Consider the following 25,790-nt stretch of genomic DNA (forward strand, 5'->3'; position numbering starts at 1 on the left):
ATGCTGACCATCCTCTACACCCTGATCTGCGCCGCCATCGCCATCCGGCTGGTTACCTTCAACCGCAACGGGGGCGACTATCGCCCCATCCCTGCCCTGCTGGCATGGGTCATCACAGTGGCGGCGGGCTCCGTCCCGCTGCGCGCCCTGCTCGGCGTCATGCCCGCACCGGATCCGGCCGCCGTGCTGCTGGCCGCCGTGGTGCTCACCGCCCTGCTCGGCTCGCGCGGCTCGGTCATGCGCCTGCTGCCGCGCCGCCACCCGCGCCCCAGCCATGCAACTGACATCTACCGGAGGTTTCAACCATGACCCTCAAAAAAGGCGCCATTGGCGCACTGGTGGCTGAACTGCAACAACTGCTCACCAGGGCAGGCTACCAGGTCGCCACAGATGGCTGGTTCGGTGACGCCACCGAGCAAGCCGTGCTCGCCTTCCAGCGCGATCACCTCATCGTCGCCATCGGGCAGGCGGGGCCGCGCACCATGGCCGCCCTGCGCGGGGCCGCCATCGGCAACCAGCTCACCATCACCGATCTGCAGCAATCCGCCGATCGCCTCGGCGTCGAACTGGCCAAACTCGCCGCCTTCGCCCAGGTCGAAGCCGCTGGCGAAGGGTTCGACGACTGCCAACGCCCGCGCCTGCTGTTCGAGCGTCATGTGTTCTTCAAGCAGATCGCCAAGCAACAAGGCGAAGCCGAAGCAAGCCGCCTCGCGGGCCTCTATCCGGCCCTCTGCAACCACAAGCGCGGCGGCTATCAGGGCGGCCCGGCTGAATGGGCCCGCTTGCAAACCGCCATGACCCTGCACCGCGCCGCCGCCATCGAGTCGGCCAGCTGGGGTATGTTCCAGGTGATGGGCTACCACTGGCAGGCGCTGGGCTGCGCCTCGGCAGACGACTGGCTGGCCGCCATGCAGCAAAGCGAGCGCGAGCACCTGCGCGCCGTGGTCGGCTTTATCGAGCTGGATCCGGTGCTGCACAAGGCGCTCAAGGCGGGCAAGTGGGCAGACGTGGCCCGCCGCTACAACGGCCCCGCCTACAAAGAAAACCGCTACGACACCAAGCTGGCCGAGGCTCACGCCCACTTTGCCAAGGTCTATCCGGTGCAGGAGGTGGCTGATGCACATTGAAATCACAGGCCGGATGACTGGGAAAACTGAACGGCTTATCGCGACAGCTAACCAGTTGATAGCCAAAGGCAAGAAAGTAGTGATTGTCTACCCATGTGGCGCCCGTCAGGCAGATTTTAAAAAGTGCTGTCCGGGGGCAAAAGTCATCAGTGACAAAGCCATGAAGGAGAGCAAGTGGTTTGAAGAACTCGATAACGACCAGGATGCGATTTGGATGTTTGACGAGTTCGACTGGTTTGATAACCAGAGCATTATCAAAATCCGCCCAAATGGGTATTACTACACCACCCCGCGCCCGGGTTTCGACCTGATGAACGCCTCGGGCGACAGAGTGATCAACCAGCTGCTCGCCAAGGCAGAAACCTTTGTTGATACGGTGGTGGTAATGCCGTGCAACAACGTCCTGCGCGATGAGGGGATGGATTTCTGGGGGATCGATTATGTGGCTTAACCTCCTGCGATCCCCCCTCACTTGGCTGCTGCTGGCCTTGGCCGTCACCCTGGGCGGCTGGGGCTGGTCGGCCCGCTCTGCCGCCAAGGCAGAGGGGCAGGTCTCCACCCTGCAAAGCGATCTCAAGGCCGCCGACGACAAGGCCAAAGAGGCCGCCCTGCGGGAGAGCGCCAAAGACAGCACCATCAACACCCTCACCATCGAGCTGGCAGCGCAGGCAACAGCCGCCCAGCAGTTGCAGGGCCAGCTCGACCAGCTGGCCACCACCGCCGCCACCCGTGAACAAACCATCGCGAGGCTCAAACGTGAAAATGCTGAACTTAAGTCTTGGGCTGATCGCCCTCTGCCTGCTGCTGCTGTCGGCCTGCTCCAGCGCCCCGCCATCACCGGCGCCGCAGATTATCAGGCTCACCTGTCCCGCTCCGGCCCCCTGCCAGCTGCCGCCGGCGGATCCCCTCAATAACGGCGATCTGCTCGACCTGCTGACCGAAACAGAGGCCGCTTGGGCAACCTGCGCGGCCAAGGTCGACAGCGTCATCAGCTGTCAGCACCGACTGCAACAAAAAGGGAATGAGGATGGAAAAGCCAAAACAGATCCGTGAGTTGCTGCAACAGTCGGTGCCGCAACTGGGCCAGAACCCTGAGGGGCTTATCCTCACCATAGGCAAAGGCCAGATAGTGGCGACAGGCGCGCACTCGCTCTCGTTCGAGTGGCGGTACACACTCGAAATCGGCGTGCTCGATTTTGCCGGTCACCCGGATATGTTGCTGATCCCCCTGCTGGCATGGCTGCGCCAACACCAGCCTGAACTGTTCACCAACTCGGAAAAACGTAACGACGCCATTCAAGTCGATGCCGAAGTGCTGGCCAATGACCTCTACGACCTGCTGATCACCATCAAGCTCACCGAGCGGGTCATCGTCACCAAGACAGAACAGGGCATCAGCTGGCAGCACGTACCGGAACCGCCAGAAGACCCATATGACGGCATCACCTGGGAACTGTTCATCAACAACCAGCCCAACGAGAACAACCTAAACCTGGGCATTTGTCGTAGAACAGTCGTGCAGCTTGGGTTTTGATGAAGGTGCGCCGACCAATGAGTAGAGAACTAGATGGCGTCGAGCAGCTGAAGAAGCTGGCAGACAAATTTGAAGCTGCTGGCAATCTTGGTGCGATGCAACGCACCTTGAGGGCGGCTAATGACCTGCTTCGGGATTTGAACAAAGACCGGATACAGAGAAACGTCACCCCATCCGGCAAAAAAATGAGGGAGCGGAAGGAACCGCAACTCGGTAATGCCCACATCTCGTTCTTGTATGAACGAGCCGATGGGTTCCGCGCCATCCGCAATCTGAAGAACTACCGCAATGAAGGGGATAAATATACGGGGTTTGACCGCTACCGTGGCGCAATTCGGTCATTTCTCAAGCGGCGAATTATTCGCACAATCAGCCTGGACAAGCGGAAAATCACGGCACCTCGTAGCCATCAGAAGATGTTCAAGCAACTCATCAGGGCTAAATGGCTGAAAGCGAAAATGACCAAGCAAGAAGCAAGTATCTACTTTGCTGGCGTAGCTGATCAGGTCGCAGTTGTTCACCACTTCGGAGAAAAGGACAAGCCGAACCCTCATGCCAAACCAGTGCAGTACCCTGAGCGGGAATTGCTGGGCATCACCGACCAAGACATCGACAAGATAGAAGACCTGATGTTGAAACAAATCACTGAGCAATTGAAGTAATAGCCGTGGCGGGTGTGTAGCGCCGCCACACACCCGCCGCCGCTGGTCAGCGCAAACGACGCCGCTACACACTCCCCCTCATGAACATCATCGAGCTACTCAGCAAAATCGACGACCTGATCCGCATCGGCACCGTGACCGAAGTGCGATCCGGTGAATGCCGCGTCGAAACCAAGGGCAACCACACCAACTGGCGGCCCTATCTGGTGCTGCGCGCAGGTAAAACCCGTCGCCGCATGCGCCCCAGCGTAGGCGAGCAGGTGATCCTGTTAAGCCTTGGTGGTGACCTGCGCAACGCCTTTGTCTTGGCGGGCGTCTACCAGGACGAACACCCAGAGCCGCTGGCCGACAATGACAACGACGATCTCGATGGCGTCGAATACCCAGATGGTGCGGTCATCAAATACAACCCGACCACCGGTGAACTCACCGCATCCGGCATCAAAACTGCCACCATCACAGCCAGCGTGGCGGTCAAGCTGATCACCCCGCTGGTTGAGTGCTCAGAACTGCTCACGGCTAAGCGCGTCGTCAGCGAAACCGCCAAAGTGGGCAACATCGAGGTCGCCACCCACAAACACAAAGACACCATGCCGGGCAGCGGCACCAGCGGGGGCCCAGTATGAACTGGCAGGGAATGAACGCAGCCAATGGCCGCTCCATCAGCGAGACCACCCACATCCTGCAATCGGTGCGGGATATTCTCACCACCCCCATCGGCACCCGCGTCATGCGCCGCGACTACGGCAGCGAGATATTCAGCCTCATCGACCAGCCCCAGCACGGCGCGACGCGCCTGCGCCTGATGGCCGCCACCGTTCACGCGCTCACCCTCTGGGAGCCGCGTATCCGCATCACCAAGGTCGAGATTGGCGCCCCTGAACTGGGCGGCAGCTGCGCCGTCACCCTCACATGGCGCCGCGCCGACAACGGCCTGCTCGAATCCGGCACCGTCCAGCTACCGACCGGAGCAACCTCATGAACATCATCGACCTATCCAAACTGCCAGCCCCGGATGCCGTAGAACTGCTCGACTACGAGGCCATCCTTGCCGAGCGTAAAGCGGCGCTGATCGCCCTCTATCCGGCAGACCAGCAGGCAGCCATCACCGCCACGCTGGCGCTCGAATCGGAGCCCATCACCAAGCACCTGCAAGAGAACGCCTACCGTGAGCTGATCCTGCGCGGCCGCATCAACAATGCCGCCGTGGCCAATATGCTGGCGTGGGCAGAAGGGGCCGACCTCGATAATCTGGTAGCAAACTGGGATGTCGAACGGCTGGTCGTGCAACAGGGTGACGACACCGCCACCCCGCCGGTCCCCACCATCATGGAAAGCGACGAAGCTCTGCGCGAACGTTCTCTGATGGCGTGGGATGCCATGAGCACCGCTGGCCCGCGCGGAGCCTACGAATTTTTTGCCCGTTCGGCAGATGGCCGCATCATCGACGCCAAAGCCATCAGCCCAAGCGGGGCCGTCGCCGTGGTCACCATCATCAGCAGCGAGGGCGACGGCACCGCCAGCCAGGAACTGATCACCAAAGCCACCGCCGAGTGCAGTGACGAAGACCGCCTGCCGGTTGCCGACCGCCTCACAGTGCAGAGTGCGGGGATCCTGCATTACACCATCACCGCCAAACTGCACATGGATCTCACCGGTGCCGAGGCCGAACTGGCGCTGACTGCCGCCCGCGACGCCTTGGCCGCATGGGTCAACCCGCGCAAACGGATCGGCGTGCGCATCGCGCGCTCAGGCATTGATGCCGTGCTGCATGTGCCGGGCGTCGTCTGGGTTGAGCTGGTCGGCTGGGCCGACATCATCCCGACCGACACCCAGGCAGCCTACTGCACCGGCTACACCGTAGAGGTCGCACCATGACCGACCTGCTGCCACCCTCTGCCACGCCGACCGAGCGCAAGCTGGCCACCGTCAACGCCAAAGCCTGCGACCTGCCGGTCGATGTGCTGCGCACCCTCTGGAACCCGCACACCTGCCCGGTCTGGCGCCTGCCCAGTCTGGCCGCCGAGCGGTCGGTCGATCGCTGGGATGAAAACTGGCCGGAAGCCACCAAGCGCAAGGTCATTGCCAACGCCCCGTTCGTTCATCGCCACAAGGGCACCGTCGGCGCCATCCGCCGCGCCGTCGAACCCCTCGGCTACCTGATCCGGGTGCTGCACTGGTACCAAGAAACCCCGAACGCCGAGCCGGGCACCTTCAAGCTCGATGTCGGCGTGCTCGACACCGGCATCACCGCAGAAAAGTACGCAGAACTGGAACGGCTCATTGACGACGCCAAACCGCTGACCCGCCACCTGACAGGCCTCGCCATCAGTCTGGAAACCAGAGGCAAGGCCTATCTTGGCGCCGCCTGCTATCTGGGAGATGAGATGACTATCTACCCATACACCCCTGAAACCATCGAGATCCGTGGCCAGCAGTGGCTCGGCGGCATCTTGCACACAATCGACACCATGACCATAAACCCGCAACAGACAGGAGGTGCCAGTTAATGAGCGCCATCTACTTTGCCATCCCCACCAATGCGGGACAGGCCAAGATCGCCAACGCCCTAGCGCTGGGCGTACCACTCAAAATCACCCATATGGCCGTGGGTGATGGTAACGGCCAGCCAGTGACGCCTGATCCGGCTCAAACAAAACTGGTGCGGGAACAACGCCGCGCGCCCCTCAACGCCCTGTTTCAAGACCCGCTCAACCCGGCGCAACTGGTGGCCCAACAAATCATCCCGGAGAATGAGGGGGGATGGTGGATCCATGAAGTAGGCCTGTTTGATGAATCAGGCACCCTGATCGCCATTGCTAATGCGCCACCGACCTACAAGCCGCAAATGTCAGAAGGCTCTGGCCGAACACAAGGCATCAACGTTGTGCTGATCGTCAGCGACACCAGCGCCGTCGAACTCAAGATTGACCCATCCGTTGTGCTGGCAACCCGCAAATATGTCGATGACGTAATGAAGGCGCATAGGGAAAGCCGCGATCACCCGGACGCCAGTGAAACAGCCAAGGGATTCACCCGCTACGCCACCCAGAATGAAGTGAATGAAACCACAGCCGCAGATCGGAAAGCCGATGCGGTGGTAACGGTTAAAACCTTGTGGGGATGGGTAAAACAGGCCGGTGAGAACGTATTGGGACTGATTAAGGTGGCAAGCCAGCAGCAGACAGATGCAGGAACAGCAGACGATGTCGCGGTAACACCTAAAAAACTGAAGGCAGGATTTTCAATTTCTCTCACCAGCCAGCCGTATGTCTGTTTTCCGTCATGGCTGGGAGGATGGATTATCCAGATGGGGGACTCTGCACCGAGTCAGTCAAGAACAACCTGGCCGATCGCATTCCCGACACGATGTATCACCGCAGCGGCTCTGTCAAAAAGTAGCGCAACCACGATTACATATGACGAGCTGCAAACAACTGGCACAACATTTTCATTCCAGTCATCAACAACTGGGGCGAATCAGCCAGCAGCATCATGCAAATACATTGCAATAGGGAATTAATATGGCTGGAAAATTTTTCTCGAAACTGACTTGCGGTTTTTATACCAAATCCATCCACGGAACAGCCATTCCTGATGACGCAAAGGAGATCGACCAAGCCAGGTATGACGAACTCATGGCAGGGGCCAGTGATGGCAAGATCATTTCATCGGATGACGATGGTTATCCAATCCTGATATTGCCACCAGAACAACCAGCCGCTGAAAAAGCGCTTGCAGAGCTTGAGAGCAGAGTAAGTATTGCAAACCAGCAAATCGCAATCCTCAAGCCCGCCGTCGATGGCGGCTACGCCAAGCCGGAGCACACCCAGCTGCTGGCCGACTGGCAACGCTACCGCTACGAGCTGACGCTGGTGCCAGAACAAACCGGATGGCCTGAGTCGCCGCAATGGCCAACCGAACCGGACAAGGTCATCTGACTAAACCAACCACCCCGCCCTGTGCGGGGTGTTTTCTTTATGCCGCCACCGTCTGCGGGTGTGTAGCGCCACCACACACCCGCGCCAACTCGCCCAACCTGCGCCGCCCCTGCATCCTGACCGTGCTCATATTGATCACCTCCGTCCGGACACAGGAGAACCGCCACCATGGCACTCGACAGTTACCACCACGGCGTGCGCGTCGTCGAAGTCAACGAAGGCACCCGCACCATCCGCACCATTGCCACCGCAGTGATCGGCCTGCTTGGTCATGCGGAAGATGCCGACGCCACCACCTTCCCGCTCAACACCCCGGTCATCATTACCGACGTGCAAAAAGCCGTTGGCAAAGCTGGCACCCAGGGCACTCTGGCCAAAGCACTGCAAGCGATCGCCGACACCGTCAACACCATCACCATCGTCGTGCGCGTTCCCAAAGGCGCCACCGACGAAGAGACCACCTCCAACGTCATCGGCGCCGCCAAGCCGGATGGCAGCTATACCGGCCTCAAGGCCCTGCAACGGGCAAGCTCTGCCACCGGCATCACCCCGCGCATCATCGGCGCGCCGGGGCTCGACACCCTGCCGGTCGCCACTGAACTGGCCGCCGTGGCGGTCAAGCTGCGCGCCTTCACCTACGTCTCAACCCACGGCTGCAACACCCCGACCGAGGCGCTGGCCTACCGCCAGAACTTCGGCCAGCGTGAAGTCATGCTGGTGCATGGCGACTTCAAAAAGTGGGATACCACCGCCAACGCCGAGGCCACCATCTGGGCCACCGCCAAGGCCATGGCCATGCGCGCCAAAATCGACAAAGAGGTTGGCTGGCATAAAACCCTGTCCAACGTCGCCGTCACTGGCGTAGAAGGGCTGACCAAGCAAGTGTTCTGGAGTCTGCAAGACCCCGATACCGACGCGGGCCTGCTCAACGAAAAAGACATCACCTGCCTGATCCAGTCCGAAGGGTTCCGCTTCTGGGGCTCCCGCACCTGCTCTGATGATCCCCTGTTCCAGTTCGAGAACTACACCCGCACCGCCCAAATCCTCGCCGACACCATCGCCGAGGCCCACATGTGGGCAGTAGACAAGCCGATGACCCCCACCCTGGTCAAAGACATCATCGAAGGCATCAAGGCCAAGGGCCGCGAGCTGGTCAGCCTCGGTTACCTCATCGGTTTCGACTGCTGGTACAACGAAGAGGTCAACGACAAAGACACCCTCAAGGCGGGCAAGCTCTACATCGATTACGACTACACCCCCGTGCCGCCGCTTGAAAACCTCATGTTCCAGCAGCGCATCACCGACCGCTATCTGGTCGACTTCGCCGCCCGCGTGGCCGCAGCATAAGGAGCATCAACAATGGCACTGCCTCGCAAACTCAAACACCTCAACATGTTCCTCGATGGCGACAACTGGATCGGCGTCGGAGAAGAGTACACCCCGGCCAAACTGACGCTGAAACTCGAAGCCTACCGTGGCGGCGGTATGCCGGGGGCGGCCCATATCAACATGGGCCTCGATGATGGCGCCCTCGATACCGAATTCACCTTTGGCGGCTACGAAGCAGCCCTGTTCAAAAAGCAGCATCAGGCCAAGATTGACGGCGTCATGCTCCGCTTTGCGGGCTCCTTCCAGCGTGACGACACCGCCCAGGTCTCTTCGGTCGAAATCGTCCAGCGTGGCCGCATCAAAGAGCTGGATGGCGGCACCCTCAAAACCGGCGACAACACCCAGCAAAAGGCCAGCATGGCCAACACCTACTACAAGGTGACCGTCGACGGTGAAGAACTGGTCGAGATCGACCTCATCAACATGATCTGGAAAGTAGGCGGCGTCGACATGATGGAAGAACACCGCAAGGCCATCGGCCTCTAATCCACCCAGCCACATCCGGGCGGCATGGCCGCCCGTTACTACATACCGAATAAGGAACACACCATGACTCAGAAAACCGTCACCCTCGATTACCCCATCCAACGCGGCGAAACCACCATCAGCGATGTGACCGTTCGCAAACCCATGGCGGGCCAGCTGCGCGGCCTCAACATGACCGACATCCTGCAGATGGATATCAACGCCCTCTCCAAACTGCTGCCGCGCATCACCAGTCCGGCACTGACCGAAGTGGACATCAGCGGCATGGACCCGGCTGACCTGATGCAACTGGGGCAGGAGGTCGCCGCTTTTTTGGTACCCAAGAAAATGGCCTACCTCACTGCATAGACGACCTGATGGCCGACTTGGCCATCATCGCCCACTGGCCGCCGTCTGAAATGGCGGCCATGGAGCTCGACGAGCTGATGGGCTGGCACCAACGCCTTGTTGAGCGATACAACCACATCAACGGGGCAGACGAATCATGAGCACCCTCAAGTTACAAATCCTGCTCGGGGCGGTGGACAAACTCACCGCCCCCCTCAAGGCCGTCACCGGCCAAAGCCGCATCACCGCCAAAGACCTTGCCGACGCCAAGACCAAAGTCCGCGATCTGGAACGCCAGAGCGCCAAGCTTGACGGCTATAAAAAATTGGGAGCCCAGATTGGCGTCACCAAAACCCAGCTCAAACAGGCCGAAGGCACCTTCAACGACCTGCAACGCAAGATTGCCGACACCCCCAAACCAACCCGCCTGATGATCAACGAGCTCAACAAGGCCGAACGCGCCTTCAACCAGCTCAAGACCAAACAGGGGGAAATGATCACCCGCCACGGCCAGCTGGGCGAAGAGATGCGCAAGACCGGCATCAAGACGGGCAACCTGAGCGAAGCACAGCGCCGCCTCAAAACCGATCTGGCCGCCGCCAATACCACCCTCGACGCGCAGCGCACCAAGCTGGGCCAGTTAGCCGACCAGCAAAAGCGCATGAATCAGGTCAAAGCTAACTACCGCCAGACCCAAGAACTGCGCGGCCAGCTCGCCGGTCATGGTGCCGGAGCTATTGCAGCAGGCACAGCAATGGGGTTGCCGGTGTTGAGCGCAATCAAGGAGTACACCAGCTTTGAAGATGCAATGAAGGGGGTTGCAAAGCAGGTTGATGGGGCCAGAGCCGATTCAGGAGAACTGACTGCGGTCTACTACGACATGGCCAAGCAGATAAAAGCCATATCAGAAGACCTGCCACAAGTGAACGGTGCGATAGATATTGCTCGATTGGTCGAAGGGGCGGCCCGCATGGGCGTACAGGGTAAAGACAACTTGCTCAACTTTGCCAAGACAGCAGCCAAGGCGGCCACCGCATTTGAACTACCAGCCGATCAGCTAGCCGAAGACATGGGGAAAATAGCCAACCTCTACAAGATACCCATCAGCAACATCGAGCAACTCGGTGATGCCATCAACTTCCTTGACGATAATGCCCAATCCAAGGGGGCTGACATCATCAACGTGTTGCAAAGAATGGGTGGGGTAGCAGACAAACTTGACTTCAAGAAAGCCGCCGCGCTCGGGTCAACATTCTTAAGCCTAGGTGCTGCGCCTGAAGTAGCCGCAAGCGCTGCCAATGCAATGGTGCGAGAGCTATCGATTGCAACCATGCAAGGTGACAGATTTGAAGCTGGTCTAGAGATGCTGGGGCTGGATGATAAGGCCCTGCAGAAAGCCATGAGCAAAGATGCCATGGGCACCATCACCAATGTGCTGGAAAAAATAAAGAAGTTAAAAGCGGAAGACCAGATGACGGTCACCACCCAGCTATTTGGCAAGGAGTACGGCGATGACGCGGCAAAACTCGCCAACAATCTGGAAGAGCTCTATCGCCAGTTGAAACTGGTAAATGCAGAAAAATCAAAGGGGTCAATGCAACGCGAGTCAGACATAGACAAAGACTCTATTTCATCTCAATGGTTACTACTGCAAGCTGGACTCGCCAACGTCAAGTCATCACTGGGCCAACTGTTGCGCGGCTCACTGATGGACATCATCGGTTACATCCAGAAAACTGTCGGAGCCGTAAGAAAATGGGTAGAGGCAAACCCTGCACTGGCAAACACCTTGGTGAAGGTGGCCGCAGTAACATCCGTTATCGCCATTGCTTTCGGCGGTCTGTCGCTGGCCGTAGCAGCCCTGCTCGGCCCGATGGCAATCATGAAACTGACCTTCGGGGTGCTGGGGGTCACCTTCGGCAGCCTCTTGGGGGCGGTGGCCGCAATACTGGCCCCGCTGGCAGCATTGGCCGTCTTGGGGGTCACCATCATCAAACTATGGGAACCCATAAGCGCATTTTTCAGTGGGCTATGGCAGGGCATCATGACAGGGCTTGCCCCCGTCTTTGAAGCCTTCAAGCCGTTCGCCCCGCTGCTTGATGGCATCAGCTCAGGCGTCAAGACCCTATCGGGCTGGTTTGGCGACCTGCTTGAGCCGATCAAGTTCTCGAAAGAGACGCTGGAAGGGTTCGGCAGTGCCGGCCAGATCGTCGGTCGCATCCTGGGCGAAGCCTTCAATCTGGCCCTCACCCCGCTCAAAGCCTTCTTGAAGGGCATCGAGTGGCTGCTCGAATCGCTCGGCATCCTCGAAACCAAGAAGATCCCGAAGTTCGATATTCCGACAGCCAGCACCCCGGGTTACCTGAACGGCAATTACGGCACTCCGGCTTACTCATCGGCTTACAGCTATGGCAGTGGCCCGCGCATTGTCGAGACGCCAAAAATAAAACCGAAGGCCAGCAGCACGGTGAATAACCAACCGTTCTACCAGTTGACTGTCAATGCCGCGCCGGGGATGAACGAAGAAAGAATGGCCCAGATGATGGTTGAGAAAATCAAAGAGAACGAGCGAGCCAACCAACGAGCAGGCCGCGCCAGCTTCAGAGACGGGAGTTGACCATGATGATGACCTTGGGCTGGTTCGTGTTCCAGCGCTCCACCTTCGCCCCCCAGTCACAACAGGATGACCGCGCATGGCGCCACCCGGGCAACCCTCGGGTGGGAGCCCGTCCGGCCTACCAGTACACAGGGCCGGATGATGAAACCACCGTGCTATCCGGCACCCTCTACCCTGAACTGACGGGCGGGCCGGTTACCCTCGATCTGCTCCATGAAATGGCCGCCACCGGCAAAGCCTTCCCCCTGATCCAGGGGGATGGCGTGATGCGGGGCTATTTCGTCATCGAGCGCACCAGCGTCACCCGCTCCGAATTCTTCTCGGACGGCGCCGCCCGCAAGCTGGATTTCACCATGAACCTCAAGCGGGTGGACGACGACGAAAACACCCTGGGCAACAAGCTGATGGGCCGCGCCATCGGTGGCATCGCCAGTCGGCTGGGCATCAGCAACATCGTCGGCACCATCGGCAACAAGATCGGGGGCCTGCTGTGAGCCTGACAGATAACGTGGTGACGGCTGTCACCAGCACCCTGACCAGCCAGCTGGGGCAATTCAGCATCACCGGGGCCGATCATCCGGCCCCGGCTTACCAGCTGCTGATCGACGGAAAGGACGTATCCGCCACCATCCGGCCCCGCCTGATAAGTCTCAACATCACCGACAATCGCGGGTTTGAAGCCGACACCATCGACATCGAACTCGACGACAGCGACGGCAAACTGGCGATGCCGCGCCGTGGCGCCAGAATGCGCGTCATGATCGGCTGGCAGGGCCAACCGCTGGTTGATAAGGGGGAATACACCATCGACGAGGTGGAGCACACCGGCACACCGGACAAGCTCACCATCCGGGGCAAATCTGCCGATCTGCGCGGCAACCTCAACAAGCTGCGCCAGACCAGCTATCACCAGCAGACCGTCGGCAGCATTGTCGATGCCATCGCCCAGCGCCACAGCCTGATCCCCGCCTGCGCCGAACGCTTCAAGGGCATGCAGATTGACCACATCGACCAGCAGAACGAAAGCGATCCCGCCTTCCTCACCCGCTTGGCCGGTCAATGCGGCGCCATCACTACCGTCAAATCGTGGCGACTGCTCTTTATCGGCCAGGGCAAGGGGCTCACCGCCAGCGGCAAACCGCTCCCCTCCGTCACCATCACCCGCCAGGACGGCGATCAGCACCGCTTCTCAGTCGCAGACCGTGAGGCTTACACCGGCGTCGTGGCCAACTGGCACGACCCGAAGAAGGCCACTACCGAGGGCACGACCCTCAAGCGCAAACGCAAGAAGAAGCCAAAGCCGGAGCAGGCACTGCCGAGTGATACCACAGTCGACAAAGAGGGGCGCGAACTGCTGATTGGCGACAGCGAGAACGTCAAAGTGCTGCGCCACATCTACGCCAATAAAACAAACGCCCTGCGCTACGCCCGCGCCGAGTGGGAACGGCTGCAACGTGGCGTTGCCGAGTTCGAGATCACCCTCGCCACAGGTCGGCCAGAGCTATACCCGGAACAACCTACCGCCGTCAGGGGTTCAAACCGCAGATCGACGAGGCCAGCTGGGTGCTGACCAAAGTCAGCCACAGCCTGAGCAACAGCGGCTACACCAACACCATCAACCTCGAAGTCGCCATCGACGACCTGCCGGAAGTTGAGGAGTAACCAAGCCCAAAACAAAAAGGCGGCAGAGCCAACGCTCTGCCGCCTTTTCCGATCATCAGATTTCCCTGCCGCCATTTTGCCGCCACTTGGGGCCATAAAAACGTAAGGCCATCCGATTGAATGGCCTTAAGTCATTGAATTCTAATGGTGCCCGGGGTCGGACTCGAACCGACACGGTTATTCACCGGCGGATTTTGAATCCGCTGCGTCTACCGATTTCGCCACCCGGGCAACTGCGAGGGATTATACGAATGGCGCGATGCCATGCAAGGTGTTTTTCGATTGAACACTCCCGTTTGTTCATTTATTCAACGCCTTGCCGATGCGGGGCCAGTTACATAGAATGCCGCCATCATCTTAATGGAATAAAAACGATGGCCAAGCCTAAAAAAGTCCAACAAAAATCCCCCTCTCCCGCCACTCAGCCATACCCGTCAGCGGGTCTGCTACGTCGCCTCGGCGCCCTGATCTATGATGCGCTGGTGGTGACTTCGCTGCTGATCATCGCCGGCTTTATCGGCATGGGTGTCGCCAAGCTGCTGCTGGTCACCGGCATGGCCAGCGTACCGGCGGGTGAAGATACCGTCTGGTTGCTGACCCGCCACCACCTGAGCCTGATCTACACCCTGTGGCTCGCCTTCGTCATCTGTGGTTTCTACACCTGGTTCTGGACCCGCGCTGGCCAGACCGTCGGCATGCGCGCCTGGCGGCTGCGCATTCAGAACGAAGATGGCAGCCATATCCGTATTACCCAGGCGCTGATCCGTCTCGCTACCGCCGCCTTTGGTCTGGGCAACCTGATGTGCCTGTTCAACCGCCAGCGCCCACGGGCGTTTCAGGATATCTGGGCCGAGTGCGAAGTGATCGTGCTGAGCAAGCAGGAAAATCTGGAATTGCTTAACAAGTAATACCGGAGCAATGCAGCAACGAAAGAGGGCACCAACAGGTGCCCTCTTTGCATTTCCTCATAACCTCGTGCGGATTACTGCTTGCGGCTGAGGATGTAGAAGGAGATGCCGCCAAACAGCAGGCTGGGCGCAATAGCCGCCAGAATAGGCGGTACCGCATAGACCAGACTGATGGGGCCAAACACCCGATCACTCACATAGACGGCAAAGCCGGTCATGATCCCCATCAGCATCCGTGCCCCCATGCTCACCGAGCGTAGCGGGCCGAAGATGAAGGAGGAGGCCAGCAGGATCATCGCCACCACCGAGAGCGGTGACAGCAGTTTGCGCCACATCTCCAGCTTGTAGCGACCGGCATCCTGTTTGTTGGCATCGAGATAGCCGATGTAGTCGAGCAGACCGGAGACCGATAGGTTCTCGGGGTCGATACTCACCACCCCCAGCTGCTTGGGCGTCAGCTCCCAGCTCCACTCCATCTTGTCATGCTGCTCGCTGCGGATCTGCGCGGGATCGTCGAAGCGGGTAACCTGGGTCTGCTTGAGCAGCCAGTGGTGACGCTCGAACACCCCCTCCTGCGCCTGCACCACGTCGATCAGCTTGCGCTCGGGGGTGAAGCGATAGAGGGTGATGCCGGTGAGGGCGCCATCATTACGCACCCCGTTAATATTGACAAAGTTGTTGCCATCGCGAGCCCACACCCCGTAGGCGGAAACCGTCAGACGACCTTCGGAGAGCGCGCCCGCCTTGATGTCATCGGCCATCCGCTTGGCGATGGGGGCCACATATTCCCCCATCAACCCCACCATGATCATCAGCGGGATCGCCGTCTTGAGCGCCGCCATTACAATACTGATCTTGGAGCGACCCGCCGCCTGCATCACCACCAGCTCGGAGCTGGTCGCCAGCTGACCCAGACCAATCAGGCCACCCAGCAGCGCGGCCAGCGGGAAGAAGAGCACCGCCTCCTTGGGCATGGAGAGCAGCACATAGTAGAGGGCGTTGATCATGTCGTAGTTGCCGTCACCGACCGACTTGAGCTGCTCCACATATTTGATGAGCCCCGCCAGACCAACCAGCGTGATTTCACACAGCAGGATCGACATGAAAATGACCCGACCGATATATCTATCGAGAATGCCAAACATCAGCAGAAGTTCCTATGTTGCAGCATCATGCTGATTTTCTGTTGAAATAGCGCCCTTTCACCCCGTTCCACCAGCTGGTGCCCTGCAGATTGAGGGGCAGGCCGATAAACAGCAGGTAACCGAGCGGCACCAGAAACATCCCCGGCCAGTAGGGCAGCCGACCGCTGTCGATGGCCGAACGGGCGGCACTGAGCAGCAGGAAGTAGGAGAGATAGAGCATGATGGCCGGCAACAGCTTGGCGTAGCGCCCCTGACGGGGATTGACCCGCGCCAGCGGTACCACCAGCAGGGTGAGCACCGGAATGGAGAGAGGCAGCGAGATACGCCACTGCAATTCCGCCATCATGGCGTTGTCCTGGGTACCGAACAGTTCCATGGTTGGCTTGGCCGCCGCCTTGCGGTTGGAACGCTCCATCTCTTGCTGACGGATCACCAGACCATATTCGCGAAAATCGGAGATCTGGAACTGCTTGCCGGAGAAGTTCCCTTCGTAGCGGGAGCCATCCATCAGGGTCAGCCACTGCAGACCGTTCTCATCGACCGTCACCACCCCTTCGGTCGCCACCACCACCGAGGGAGGATTGTTCCCCTCCGCCCGCTGCAGCACGAAGATCTTTTGCAGTTTTGAGCCGTTGTCGTTCAAATCCTGGATATAGGCAACCAGGCGCCCCTTATCGAGATCCATAAAGCGGCCCGCCTGCAGGAAGGAGATACCCGGGTCCGCCTTGAACTCGTCGATCACCTGATACTCGCGCTCCTTGGCTTGCGGCGCGATCCAGCCGGTGTTGAACGCCGCGACCACCGCCGTCAGCAAGGCCAGCAACATGGCGCTGCGCATCACGAAACGGTGGCTGAAGCCGACCGCATGCATCACCGTCATCTCGCTTTCGGCGTAGAGGCGACCATGGGCAAACAAAATGGCTAAAAAGAGACTGATAGGCAGCATCAACAGCGCCATATTGGGCAAGTTGAGCAGCAGCAGGGTGGAGACCAGACGTGTCGGCACCTCGCCATCGGCGGCGTCACCGATGATCTTGATAAATTGTTGGCTGACAAAGATAAGCAGCAATACGAATAACACTGCCAGCTGGGTTTTCAGGGTTTCCCTGAACAAATATCGGAAAACGATCACAGTCATTCCCAAGTAAACTTGTGTTTTTAGTCGAATGCCTGAAAAATAGGGCCGTATATTGGATTTTTACCAGTTTGAACTGCGGAGCCTGTGGCTGTTCGCTCCGCCTCTGATACCCCAACAAGCACCGCATTATTCAATAAAAGGTGCCTTTTGTCTTTAGGATGTAGGAGATTCCATGGAGTTCAGTGTAAAGAGTGGCAGTCCAGAGAAGCAACGGAGCGCCTGCGTCGTAGTCGGCGTATTTGAGCCTCGTCGCCTCTCTCCGGTTGCCGAACAACTGGACAAGATCAGCGATGGCTATATCAGTTCGCTGCTGCGCCGTGGCGACCTGGAAGGGAAACCAGGCCAGATGCTGCTGCTGCATCAAGTACCTGGCGTGCTCAGCGAGCGCGTACTGCTGGTCGGATGCGGCAAGGAGCGGGAACTCGACGAACGCCAGTACAAGCAGATCATCAACAAGACCATCACCACCCTGAACGAAACCGGCTCCATGGAAGCGGTCTGCTTCCTCACCGAGCTGCACGTCAAGGGTCGGGATACCTATTGGAAGGTGCGCCAGGCGGTAGAAACCACCAAGGCGGGCCTCTACAGCTTCGATCAGTTCAAGACCAACAAGGCCGAGCCACGTCGCCCGCTGCGCAAGCTGGTATTCAACGTGCCGACGCGTCGGGAACTGACCATTGGTGAAAAAGCCATCGCTCACGGTCTGGCCGTGGCCAAGGGTGTGCGGGTCTGCCGCGACGTGGCGAACATGCCGCCCAACGTCTGCAACCCGGCCTATCTGGCCTCCCAGGCCCGTCGTCTGGCCGATGCCTACGACAACATCACCACCAAGGTGGTGGGCGAGCAGGAGATGGCCGAGCTCGGCATGAACTCCTATCTGGCGGTGGCCCGCGGCTCCGACAACGAAGCCATGATGGCCATCATCGAATACAAGGGTCATCCGGATGCCAAGCCTATCGTGCTGGTCGGCAAGGGTCTGACATTTGACTCCGGCGGCATCTCCATCAAACCGGCCGATGGCATGGACGAGATGAAGTACGACATGGGTGGCGCCGCCTCCGTGCTCGGTACCATGCATGCGCTGGCCCAGCTGCAACTGCCGATCAACGTCATCGGCGTGCTGGCAGGCTGCGAGAACATGCCGGGTGGCAATGCCTATCGCCCGGGTGACATCCTCACCTCCATGTCAGGCCAGACCATCGAAGTGCTCAACACCGATGCGGAAGGTCGTCTGGTGCTGTGTGATGCACTGACCTATGTGGACCGCTTCGATCCGGAAACCGTGATCGACGTGGCGACCCTGACCGGTGCCTGCGTCATCGCGCTGGGTCACCACACCTCGGGTTTGCTGGCCAACCACAACCCGCTGGCCCACGAGCTGCTCAACGCCTCCGAGCAGGCGGGTGATCGCGCCTGGCGTCTGCCGCTGTTTGACGAGTATCAGGAGCAGATCGACAGCCCGTTCGCCGACATGGCCAACATCGGCGGTCGTCCGGCCGGTACCATCACCGCCGCCGCCTTCCTGTCACGCTTCACCAAGAAGTACAACTGGGCCCACCTGGATATCGCAGGGACAGCCTGGAAGAGTGGCAAGGACAAAGGCTCCACCGGTCGTCCGGTGCCCCTGCTGACCCAGTTCCTGCTGAACCGGGCTGGCGTGGATATCGAAGAGAAAGAGTAACTCTCCGGCCCCTGCCGATGGCTGCATCGGAAGGGTTGGCGTTACCCTGAACCACAAGGAAGAGGCCCGCCTCTTCCTTGTTTCATTCTTGAATCAGTGAGCTGCGGACGGGAAACGCCCCGTCAGCCTCATTAGGCGGTCAACAGTCCGTCACCGCAAAACGGGATCAACCTGATGAGCCAAGTGACCTTTTACCTGATGAGCGAACAGGATGACGCGCAGGCCTCTGCGGTCGAGCGACTGGCCTGCACTCTTGCGGCCGAGTCGTGGGGCGCGGGCCATATCTACCTGTTCTGCGACGATGAGGCCCAGGCCCTGCGTCTGGACGAGCTGTTGTGGCAGCTGCCGCCGGGGCGCTTTGTGCCGCACCAGCTGCAGGGCGAAAGCGGCATGGCTCCGGTGGAGATCGGCTATCAGCCACCGAAACGACGCTACGCCCGCCTCATCAATCTGGCCACTGCGACACCTTTGTTTGCAGGACACTTCGCTCAAGTGGTAGATTTTGTCCCCACTGACGAAACACAAAAGCAGCAAGCCCGCGAGCGCTACAAGCACTATCGCCAGGCAGGCCATGCCCTCGAAATGAGGGATCAGCCCGTCCTTGCCGCACCGGATCCGGCGCAGCCCTGACTGCAACCAATTGATCCATAAAGAATCAACACCAGACTCCATCCATCCAGATTACGGCGAGACCATGGAAAAGACTTTTAATCACAACGCCATCGAACAGGCGCTCTATCAGCACTGGGAAGCCCAGGGTTACTTCAAGCCCCACGGCGACACCAGCAAAGACTCCTTCTGCATCATGATCCCGCCGCCGAACGTCACCGGCAGCCTGCACATGGGTCACGCCTTCCAGCAAACCCTGATGGATACCCTGATCCGCTACAACCGCATGCAGGGCAAAAACACCCTGTGGCAGGCAGGTACCGACCACGCCGGTATCGCCACCCAGATGGTGGTTGAGCGCAAGATTGCGGCAGAAGAGGGCAAGACTCGCCACGATTACGGCCGTGATGCTTTCATCGACAAGATTTGGCAGTGGAAGGAAGAGTCCGGTGGCACCATCACCCGCCAGATGCGCCGTCTGGGCGACTCCGTGGATTGGGAGCGCGAGCGCTTCACCATGGATGAGGGTCTCTCCGCCGCCGTGCAGGAAGTGTTTGTTCGTCTCTACGAAGATGGCCTGATGTACCGCGGCAAGCGTCTGGTGAACTGGGATCCGAAACTCAACACCGCCATCTCCGATCTGGAAGTGGAGAACCGCGAGATCAAGGGCCACATGTGGCACCTGCGCTATCCGCTGGCCAACGGCGCCAAGACCGCCGAAGGCAAGGATTACCTGATCGTCGCCACCACCCGTCCAGAGACCATGCTGGGCGATACCGCCGTGGCCGTGAACCCGGAAGACCCGCGCTACAAGGCACTGATCGGCCAGCACATTCTGCTGCCGCTGGTGAACCGTCTGATCCCCATCGTTGCCGACGAACACGCCGACATGGAGAAGGGCACCGGTTGCGTGAAGATCACCCCGGCCCACGACTTCAACGATAACGAAGTGGGCAAGCGCCACAGCCTGCCGATGATCAACATCTTCACTCTGGACGCCCACGTGCGTGCCGAGGCTGAAGTGGTCGACACCAACGGCAACCCGAGCACCGCCTACGACGCGGCCCTGCCGGCCGAGTTCGCCGGTCTGGAGCGCTTCGCCGCCCGCAAGGCGATTCTGGCCAAGCTCGAAGAGCTGGGTCTGCTGGACGAGATCAAGGATCACGTGCTGCAACAGCCGTACGGCGATCGCGGTGGCGTGCCCATCGAGCCGATGCTGACCGACCAGTGGTACGTGCGTGTGGCACCGATGGCCAAGACCGCCATCGAAGCGGTGGAAGATGGCCGCATCCAGTTCGTGCCCAAGCAGTACGAAAACATGTACTTCTCCTGGATGCGCGACATTCAGGACTGGTGCGTTTCCCGTCAGCTGTGGTGGGGTCACCGCATCCCGGCATGGTATGACGATGCCGGCAACGTCTACGTTGGCCGCAGCGAAGACGAAGTGCGCGCCAAGCACAGCATCCCGTCCGTGACCACCCTGCGTCAGGACGAAGACGTGCTCGACACCTGGTTCAGCTCCGCTCTGTGGACCTTCTCCACTCTGGGCTGGCCGAACAACACCGAGGCACTCAAGACCTTCCACCCGACCGACGTGCTGATGAGCGGCTTCGACATCATCTTCTTCTGGATTGCCCGGATGATCATGATGACCATGCACTTCATCAAGGACGAAAACGGCCAGCCGCAAGTCCCGTTCAAGACCGTCTACATCACCGGTCTTATCCGTGACGAAGAGGGCCAGAAGATGTCCAAGTCCAAGGGCAACGTGCTGGACCCGCTCGACATGATCGACGGTATCTCGCTGGAAGATCTGCTGGAGAAGCGCACCGGCAACATGATGCAGCCGCAGATGGCCGAGAAGATCGCCAAACGTACCGCCAAGCAGTTCCCGGAAGGGATCGATGCCCACGGCACCGATGCCCTGCGCTTCACTCTGGCCGCGCTGGCCTCTACCGGTCGTGACATCAACTGGGACATGAAGCGCCTGGACGGCTACAACAACTTCTGCAACAAGCTGTGGAACGCCTCCCGCTATGTGCTGATGAACACCGAAGATCAGGATTGCGGTTTTGCCGGTGGCGAAATGCAGTTCAGCCTAGCGGATCGCTGGATCCAGTCCCAGCTGCAAGTGGCCATCCGTGACTTCCGTACCGCCCTCGATACCTACCGCTTCGACATCGCCGCTGGCGTGCTGTACGAGTTTATCTGGAACCAGTTCTGTGACTGGTATCTGGAGCTGACCAAACCGGTACTGACCAAGGGTTCCGAGGCCGAGCAGCGCGCTGCCCGCCACACCCTCGTCAGCGTCCTCGAGACCCTGCTGCGTCTGGCACACCCGATCATCCCGTTCATCACCGAGACCATCTGGAAATCGGTCGCCCCGCTGGCTGGCGTACACGCCGATACCATCATGATTCAGGCCTTCCCGGAGTTCGATGCCGCCAAGGTAGACGAAGCCGCGATGGCGGATCAGGAGTGGGTGAAGGAGTTCATCGTCAGCATCCGCAACATCCGCGCCGAGATGAACGTGGCACCGAGCGTGCCCCTCAACGTGCTGCTCCAGTGCGATGCCAAGGATGCCCAGCGCGCCGCTGACAACGAGGCCTTCCTCAAGTCTCTGGCCCGTCTGGAATCCATCCGCGTACTGGCGGACGGTGAAACCGCCCCGCTGTCAGTGAAGAAGCTGATCGGTGCCACCGAGCTGATGATCCCGATGGCCGGTCTCATCGACAAGGATGCCGAGCTGGCCCGTCTGGCCAAAGAGGTTGCCCGTCTGGTGGGCGAGTGCGGCCGTATCGAAGGCAAGCTTGGCAACGAAGCCTTCGTCGCCAAGGCGCCGGAAGCGGTCATAGCCAAAGAGCGCGAGAAGCTGGAAGATTACCGTCTCCAGCTGACCAAGCTGGAAGCCCAGCAGGCCGAGATCGCTGCGCTGTAAGCACCGCCCCTACCGATACAACAAAGCCCCCTGCCAAGGGGGCTTTTTCATATCCGCGCTTCCCGCTTCAGCTCACCAGCAACCAGCCGCAAAAACCGAGATAGAGCAGGCCGACCAGTGCCAACCGTTCGGCGGTCATCACCCCCTTTCTGAACCCCCACCAGAGCAACCCGACCGCCAGCAGCGTCACCAGCGAGGAGGCCATCATGGCGCCATCCAGCAGCCAGGGGGTGAAGAGCAGACAGAACGCTTTGGGGATAGTGCCCTGGATCATCATGGCCCCGGAGATATTGGCCAGCGCCAACCGGTTCTTGCCCTGCCGCACCCAGATCAGCACGTTCATCAGCTCCGGCATCTCGGTCGCCACCGGACTCAGCAGCAGGGCCGCCAGCACCGGCGAGAGGCCAAACAGCTCGCCCATGCTCTCCAGCTGATGAACAAACAGATGGGCCGCCAGCGCCACCACTACCAGCGCAGCCAGCGTCTGCAACAGCACCTTGCCAAGGGGCGCGATCACCGCATCTGGGGCCAGCTTGAGGGGCTCCGGCAATTCGACTTCGTGGCTGTCACTCTGTTTCAACTCGCGCCTTACATAGACGAGGTAAACCAGCACAAAGAGCGGGGCCAGCCAGCTCTTGCCGGTAAAGGCGACCAGACCCAGTACAGTGGCCACCAGAAAGATCCCCATAAACCAGCGCTGATCCCGGCCAATCTCGCGCTGCACCTCGCCGTCGATGGCCCGTTCGGTACGCCCCATGCAAAGCAGCAGGGTGAGGCCGACTGCTGCATAGCCGATGGTCGCCAGCACCAGCGGTCCGCCGAGGGCGGCGCCAATGCCGATCTCCTGCTGGGCGGTCGTGTTGCCCATCAGCAGGGCGGTGAGGGTGACGATGCATTCGGGCAGGGCCGTACCCAATGCCGCCAGCAGGGAACCGGTGGCGCTTTGGGAGAGTTTGAAGTGGTGGCCGGTCCACTCGATGCCGTTGACGAAGTATTCGCAGGCAAGGTAGATGGTGACCGCAGAGACGAGAAATAACAGCAGGGTAATCAACATAATAGATACCGCCAGGCGAGCAGAATAACCGATGGACCCGATATGGCTCGCCCGGCTGGCGTGCATATCGAGGCCAAAGGTCTTGCAGAGCGATAGTGCCTATCGCCGCCCATGCCATGGATGCGAGGATCCAAGAGTGTTGACATGGGCCCGGCCCGGAATGCGGGCGGGTTGCTACTCCCCAATGACTGAGGAGACGTTTTAGCAACTCGACCGCCGCCTCACAAGGCAAATTAATGACAACTCATTCAATAAGTTGTAAGGGAATGTAACCTCGCCAGCCCCTCCTCCCCGCCGCTATTGCGCTGTTGGCACACCGATTGCTGTAGATAGTTCACTATCCACAACAGTTTGGGAAGGATGAACAATGAAACGGTGGATCCAACATTTCTATCAACTGAACCGCCTCAACTGGCTGATGGTCTGGTTGTTGCTCTGCTGCAGCATCATTCTGCTGTTTCCGGCCGGGCTGATGAAAGGGGCCGTCAGCCAGTGGGCTGCGGATCATGCGGCCTGGCTGGGGGTCGGCATGCTGATCGCCATCTCCTACTTCTGCAGTCAGGGCTTCCTGATCGCTTGGGAGTGGGCGTGCGAAGAGTGGCAGGCGCGCCGTCAGCAGGACCAGCTGGCCCAGATGATCGGCTTCCTCGACTTCAACGAGAAGGCGGTGCTGCGCGAGTTCGTGCTGCAGCGTAAAAGCGTCATAAACTTGCCGATCACCGAGCCCGCCGTCAAAAACCTGATGGATGCCGGCGTCCTCACCTACGCCTACGGCAAGCCGACCCGGGAGAAGGATGACGAGAACCAGATCCGCGCCCTGATGATCGCCCTGCCCGCCCGGCCGCTGCTCACCTACAAGGTGCTGGGGCTGTCGCGCGGCAAGATGAGCGACGAGCAGGTGGAGCAGATCATGAACGCCCGTCCCAAGTTCGCCCAGAAGGGGTTCCAGCGCTAAACGCCCCCAACCGCCAGATGCAAAAGAGCCGGACACTGTCCGGCTCTCTCGTTTCTGCGCGACGTTCTGTACCATCCCTTGCGTCTTGCTGCGTCCTACCCCTTTAGGCTGGAGCAAAAGCTGACATCGTCCTGCACAGGATCATCGCTCATGCTGTGATAAAGCTCGAAGCAGGGACCATTGCCAAACTCCAGCCCGGCAGCAACGATGTCGCCGATATGCTCCTGCCAACGAGGGCCATACTGACTGCGGTCGGTAATAAGATAACGGGACTGGGCGTAACGACCGGCGGGAATAATCTGGATCTCGACCGCTCCCATACCCACCGTCCCCGCAGGCACCGTCACCCCGATGTCAGTGCGACACTGGGCTGGCGGAGTCACCTCGGGGTTATTGTGATAGATGAAGATCCACTCCCCACCTTCCAGACCGCGGGCGCTGGCCCACTGATGCAGCTGGCGGCAGACGGGGTCATACCCCTCGCCATAGGGGCCGGTGACACGCATATAGGCCAGAGTGCGGGCGTCCATCTCGATGGTTTTCATGGTATTGCTCCTTGCTGATGAGTGACCCTCAGCATAAGGATTCGGCTGCACAAGTGCGTGTCCATCCTTGCTCATCAAGTGTCCATTCTTGCTCTTGTCGCGGCGAAACTCTCCCGGCGTGCAACCATAGTAACGGCGAAATACCTTGGCAAACGCCTGAGAACTGGCGAGCCCCGCCCCCAACGCAATGGCCGTGACACTGGCATCGGTATAGCAGAGCTGCCAAGCAGCCCGCTGGATGCGCAGACGACGACACATCTCCCCGGGCGTCTCCCCCGCCACAGCCGTAAACACCCGGTGAAAATGGTAGAAAGACAAGCAGGCACTGCTTGCCAGCGTTCCGATGGAGAGATCGGGATTCTGCTCCAGCGCCCGGAGCACCGGGCGCAATCTGGCCTGATAATCGACCATACCGTTAGCGACTGGCGCCCCCCGCGACTCTGCCCATATAGAACACATCCACATAGCGCCCCTGGCGGAAGGCATAGTCGCGAGCCCGCCCCTCCTCCACAAAGCCAAACTTGCGATAGAGCGCCAGCGCCGCTTCGTTATCGACAAAAACCGTCAGTTCAATCCGGTGCAGGTTGAGCCAGTTATCGGCCAGATCCAGCGCCGCGGCCATCAGGGCAGAGCCAACCCCCTTGCCAGCCCAGTCATCCCGCACTCCCATGCCAATCCCGGCCACATGCTTGCGTCTGGGATTGGGCTCCACATGCAAGGAGATCTGACCCACCAGCCTCCCATCGGCCTCCGCCACTAAGGCGACCACGTCACCGTTCTCCAACCGTTTTTGCCACTGGCTAAGGGGTGGCATAGGCAAGTGCAAAGTGCCCGCCTGGGCATTGGGCATGGCGTAAAGATCCCGCAAGGCGGGGGCATCGGCGGGTTCGGCATGACGGATAGTAATCTGCATATGAGGCTCCTTCTCGAAACCTCCATCATGCAATATCCAGCACGGTTACACATCCCCCACCTGCACCCATTTGTCTTGCCTATCAAAGGGTGAGGAAAGGCCCATTGGCCCATCACTGCGCAGATCCGTAGGCTGGCCCCATATCAACAAGGAGAGAAG

30 protein-coding genes, 1 tRNA gene and 1 riboswitch are annotated in these 25,790 nt (G+C 59.7%); of the genes, 25 read left to right on the forward strand and 6 right to left on the reverse strand.

Annotated elements, in window-relative coordinates; genetic code table 11:
- The 20 genes from ACTG2B_RS21200 to ACTG2B_RS21295 all read left to right on the forward strand — a co-directional run bounded on the left by ACTG2B_RS21200 (position 1) and on the right by ACTG2B_RS21295 (position 13,653).
- The gene (locus ACTG2B_RS21200) at positions 1-309 is read left to right on the forward strand and encodes a phage holin family protein (protein WP_439996794.1); all 309 of its coding nucleotides are present in this window, start codon (positions 1-3) and stop codon (positions 307-309) included.
- Entirely contained in the window at positions 306-1,127 is an 822-nt protein-coding gene (locus ACTG2B_RS21205; RefSeq protein ID WP_439996795.1) for an N-acetylmuramidase domain-containing protein, read from the forward strand. The genes ACTG2B_RS21200 and ACTG2B_RS21205 overlap by 4 nt, the downstream gene beginning before the upstream one ends.
- On the forward strand, positions 1,117-1,578 hold the full coding sequence (locus tag ACTG2B_RS21210) for a hypothetical protein (protein ID WP_439996796.1): 462 nt from the start codon (positions 1,117-1,119) through the stop codon (positions 1,576-1,578). The genes ACTG2B_RS21205 and ACTG2B_RS21210 overlap by 11 nt, the downstream gene beginning before the upstream one ends.
- Positions 1,568-2,041 (forward strand): Rz-like lysis system protein LysB, encoded by a 474-nt coding sequence (gene lysB, locus ACTG2B_RS21215; RefSeq protein WP_439996797.1) that lies wholly within the window; start codon positions 1,568-1,570, stop codon positions 2,039-2,041. Before ACTG2B_RS21210 ends, lysB begins: the two co-directional genes overlap by 11 nt.
- Positions 1,935-2,180: an Rz1-like lysis system protein LysC gene (lysC, locus tag ACTG2B_RS21220; protein ID WP_439996968.1), complete on the forward strand. Its 246-nt coding sequence runs from the start codon at positions 1,935-1,937 to the stop codon at positions 2,178-2,180. Before lysB ends, lysC begins: the two co-directional genes overlap by 107 nt.
- A complete protein-coding gene (locus ACTG2B_RS21225; protein ID WP_439996798.1) occupies positions 2,155-2,661 on the forward strand; it encodes a phage tail protein in 507 nt (168 codons plus the stop codon). Before lysC ends, ACTG2B_RS21225 begins: the two co-directional genes overlap by 26 nt.
- Before the next feature lie 17 nt (positions 2,662-2,678).
- Positions 2,679-3,323, forward strand: coding sequence for a phage virion morphogenesis protein (locus ACTG2B_RS21230; RefSeq protein WP_167573850.1), 645 nt, complete (start codon positions 2,679-2,681; stop codon positions 3,321-3,323).
- 80 nt (positions 3,324-3,403) lie between these two features.
- Positions 3,404-3,949 carry a phage baseplate assembly protein V gene (locus ACTG2B_RS21235; protein ID WP_439996799.1) on the forward strand — a complete coding sequence of 182 codons (546 nt, stop codon included), beginning with the start codon at positions 3,404-3,406 and terminating at the stop codon, positions 3,947-3,949.
- Positions 3,946-4,305, forward strand: coding sequence for a GPW/gp25 family protein (locus ACTG2B_RS21240; RefSeq protein ID WP_439996800.1), 360 nt, complete (start codon positions 3,946-3,948; stop codon positions 4,303-4,305). Before ACTG2B_RS21235 ends, ACTG2B_RS21240 begins: the two co-directional genes overlap by 4 nt.
- The gene (locus ACTG2B_RS21245; protein ID WP_439996801.1) at positions 4,302-5,201 is read left to right on the forward strand and encodes a baseplate J/gp47 family protein; all 900 of its coding nucleotides are present in this window, start codon (positions 4,302-4,304) and stop codon (positions 5,199-5,201) included. Before ACTG2B_RS21240 ends, ACTG2B_RS21245 begins: the two co-directional genes overlap by 4 nt.
- Entirely contained in the window at positions 5,198-5,833 is a 636-nt protein-coding gene (locus ACTG2B_RS21250) for a phage tail protein I (RefSeq protein ID WP_439996802.1), read from the forward strand. The genes ACTG2B_RS21245 and ACTG2B_RS21250 overlap by 4 nt, the downstream gene beginning before the upstream one ends.
- The gene (locus ACTG2B_RS21255; protein ID WP_439996803.1) at positions 5,833-6,846 is read left to right on the forward strand and encodes a phage tail-collar fiber domain-containing protein; all 1,014 of its coding nucleotides are present in this window, start codon (positions 5,833-5,835) and stop codon (positions 6,844-6,846) included. The genes ACTG2B_RS21250 and ACTG2B_RS21255 overlap by 1 nt, the downstream gene beginning before the upstream one ends.
- A gap of 1 nt (position 6,847) precedes the next feature.
- Positions 6,848-7,264 carry a tail fiber assembly protein gene (locus ACTG2B_RS21260; RefSeq protein WP_439996804.1) on the forward strand — a complete coding sequence of 139 codons (417 nt, stop codon included), beginning with the start codon at positions 6,848-6,850 and terminating at the stop codon, positions 7,262-7,264.
- Between the two features lie 168 nt (positions 7,265-7,432).
- Entirely contained in the window at positions 7,433-8,611 is a 1,179-nt protein-coding gene (locus ACTG2B_RS21265; RefSeq protein ID WP_439996805.1) for a phage tail sheath protein, read from the forward strand.
- Positions 8,612-8,623: 12 nt separating this feature from the next.
- Complete coding sequence (locus ACTG2B_RS21270) at positions 8,624-9,139, forward strand: phage major tail tube protein (RefSeq protein WP_439996806.1); 516 nt, start codon at positions 8,624-8,626, stop codon at positions 9,137-9,139.
- Positions 9,140-9,202: 63 nt separating this feature from the next.
- Positions 9,203-9,487 (forward strand): phage tail assembly protein, encoded by a 285-nt coding sequence (locus tag ACTG2B_RS21275; protein WP_439996807.1) that lies wholly within the window; start codon positions 9,203-9,205, stop codon positions 9,485-9,487.
- An 8-nt stretch (positions 9,488-9,495) separates the two neighbouring features.
- Complete coding sequence (locus ACTG2B_RS21280; protein ID WP_108572652.1) at positions 9,496-9,627, forward strand: GpE family phage tail protein; 132 nt, start codon at positions 9,496-9,498, stop codon at positions 9,625-9,627.
- Positions 9,624-12,083 carry a phage tail tape measure protein gene (locus ACTG2B_RS21285; protein ID WP_439996808.1) on the forward strand — a complete coding sequence of 820 codons (2,460 nt, stop codon included), beginning with the start codon at positions 9,624-9,626 and terminating at the stop codon, positions 12,081-12,083. Before ACTG2B_RS21280 ends, ACTG2B_RS21285 begins: the two co-directional genes overlap by 4 nt.
- A gap of 2 nt (positions 12,084-12,085) precedes the next feature.
- The gene (locus ACTG2B_RS21290; protein WP_139461254.1) at positions 12,086-12,577 is read left to right on the forward strand and encodes a phage tail protein; all 492 of its coding nucleotides are present in this window, start codon (positions 12,086-12,088) and stop codon (positions 12,575-12,577) included.
- Entirely contained in the window at positions 12,574-13,653 is a 1,080-nt protein-coding gene (locus ACTG2B_RS21295; protein ID WP_439996809.1) for a phage late control D family protein, read from the forward strand. Before ACTG2B_RS21290 ends, ACTG2B_RS21295 begins: the two co-directional genes overlap by 4 nt.
- A 237-nt stretch (positions 13,654-13,890) precedes the next feature.
- Here the strand turns inward: ACTG2B_RS21295 and ACTG2B_RS21300 are convergent.
- Positions 13,891-13,976, reverse strand: a tRNA-Leu gene (locus ACTG2B_RS21300).
- 143 nt (positions 13,977-14,119) lie between these two features.
- On the opposite strand from ACTG2B_RS21300, the gene ACTG2B_RS21305 reads away from it, so the two are divergent.
- Positions 14,120-14,653, forward strand: coding sequence for an RDD family protein (locus ACTG2B_RS21305; RefSeq protein WP_199251975.1), 534 nt, complete (start codon positions 14,120-14,122; stop codon positions 14,651-14,653).
- 74 nt (positions 14,654-14,727) lie between these two features.
- Here ACTG2B_RS21305 and lptG read toward each other — a convergent pair whose 3' ends face one another.
- On the reverse strand, positions 14,728-15,798 hold the full coding sequence (gene lptG / locus ACTG2B_RS21310) for an LPS export ABC transporter permease LptG (RefSeq protein WP_439996810.1): 1,071 nt from the start codon (positions 15,796-15,798) through the stop codon (positions 14,728-14,730).
- A 25-nt stretch (positions 15,799-15,823) separates the two neighbouring features.
- Entirely contained in the window at positions 15,824-16,936 is a 1,113-nt protein-coding gene (lptF, locus tag ACTG2B_RS21315) for an LPS export ABC transporter permease LptF (protein ID WP_005355218.1), read from the reverse strand.
- Positions 16,937-17,108: 172 nt separating this feature from the next.
- On the opposite strand from lptF, the gene pepA reads away from it, so the two are divergent.
- The 3 genes from pepA (at position 17,109) to ACTG2B_RS21330 (ending at position 22,164) form a co-directional block, all read left to right on the forward strand.
- Positions 17,109-18,617, forward strand: coding sequence for a leucyl aminopeptidase (gene pepA, locus ACTG2B_RS21320; protein ID WP_005336423.1), 1,509 nt, complete (start codon positions 17,109-17,111; stop codon positions 18,615-18,617).
- Between the two features lie 174 nt (positions 18,618-18,791).
- The gene (locus tag ACTG2B_RS21325) at positions 18,792-19,247 is read left to right on the forward strand and encodes a DNA polymerase III subunit chi (RefSeq protein WP_439996811.1); all 456 of its coding nucleotides are present in this window, start codon (positions 18,792-18,794) and stop codon (positions 19,245-19,247) included.
- A gap of 64 nt (positions 19,248-19,311) precedes the next feature.
- Complete coding sequence (locus ACTG2B_RS21330) at positions 19,312-22,164, forward strand: valine--tRNA ligase (RefSeq protein ID WP_069554165.1); 2,853 nt, start codon at positions 19,312-19,314, stop codon at positions 22,162-22,164.
- A gap of 67 nt (positions 22,165-22,231) precedes the next feature.
- Here the strand turns inward: ACTG2B_RS21330 and ACTG2B_RS21335 are convergent, their stop codons facing one another.
- Entirely contained in the window at positions 22,232-23,218 is a 987-nt protein-coding gene (locus tag ACTG2B_RS21335) for a sodium:calcium antiporter (protein ID WP_439996812.1), read from the reverse strand.
- Between the two features lie 87 nt (positions 23,219-23,305).
- Positions 23,306-23,413, reverse strand: a riboswitch (yybP-ykoY riboswitch).
- Between the two features lie 172 nt (positions 23,414-23,585).
- On the opposite strand from ACTG2B_RS21335, the gene ACTG2B_RS21340 reads away from it, so the two are divergent.
- Positions 23,586-24,173 carry a superinfection exclusion B family protein gene (locus tag ACTG2B_RS21340; RefSeq protein WP_005336432.1) on the forward strand — a complete coding sequence of 196 codons (588 nt, stop codon included), beginning with the start codon at positions 23,586-23,588 and terminating at the stop codon, positions 24,171-24,173.
- Between the two features lie 95 nt (positions 24,174-24,268).
- Here the strand turns inward: ACTG2B_RS21340 and ACTG2B_RS21345 are convergent, their stop codons facing one another.
- Both ACTG2B_RS21345 and ACTG2B_RS21350 read right to left on the reverse strand, forming a co-directional pair.
- Positions 24,269-25,129, reverse strand: a complete 861-nt coding sequence (locus ACTG2B_RS21345; protein WP_439996970.1) for an AraC family transcriptional regulator — start codon at positions 25,127-25,129, stop codon at positions 24,269-24,271.
- A 4-nt stretch (positions 25,130-25,133) separates the two neighbouring features.
- Complete coding sequence (locus ACTG2B_RS21350; protein WP_439996813.1) at positions 25,134-25,631, reverse strand: GNAT family N-acetyltransferase; 498 nt, start codon at positions 25,629-25,631, stop codon at positions 25,134-25,136.
- Positions 25,632-25,790: the final 159 nt, after the last annotated feature.

It is taken from the genome of Aeromonas sp. 30P (assembly GCF_051919805.1).
Taxonomy (GTDB): Bacteria; Pseudomonadota; Gammaproteobacteria; order Enterobacterales; family Aeromonadaceae; genus Aeromonas; species Aeromonas veronii.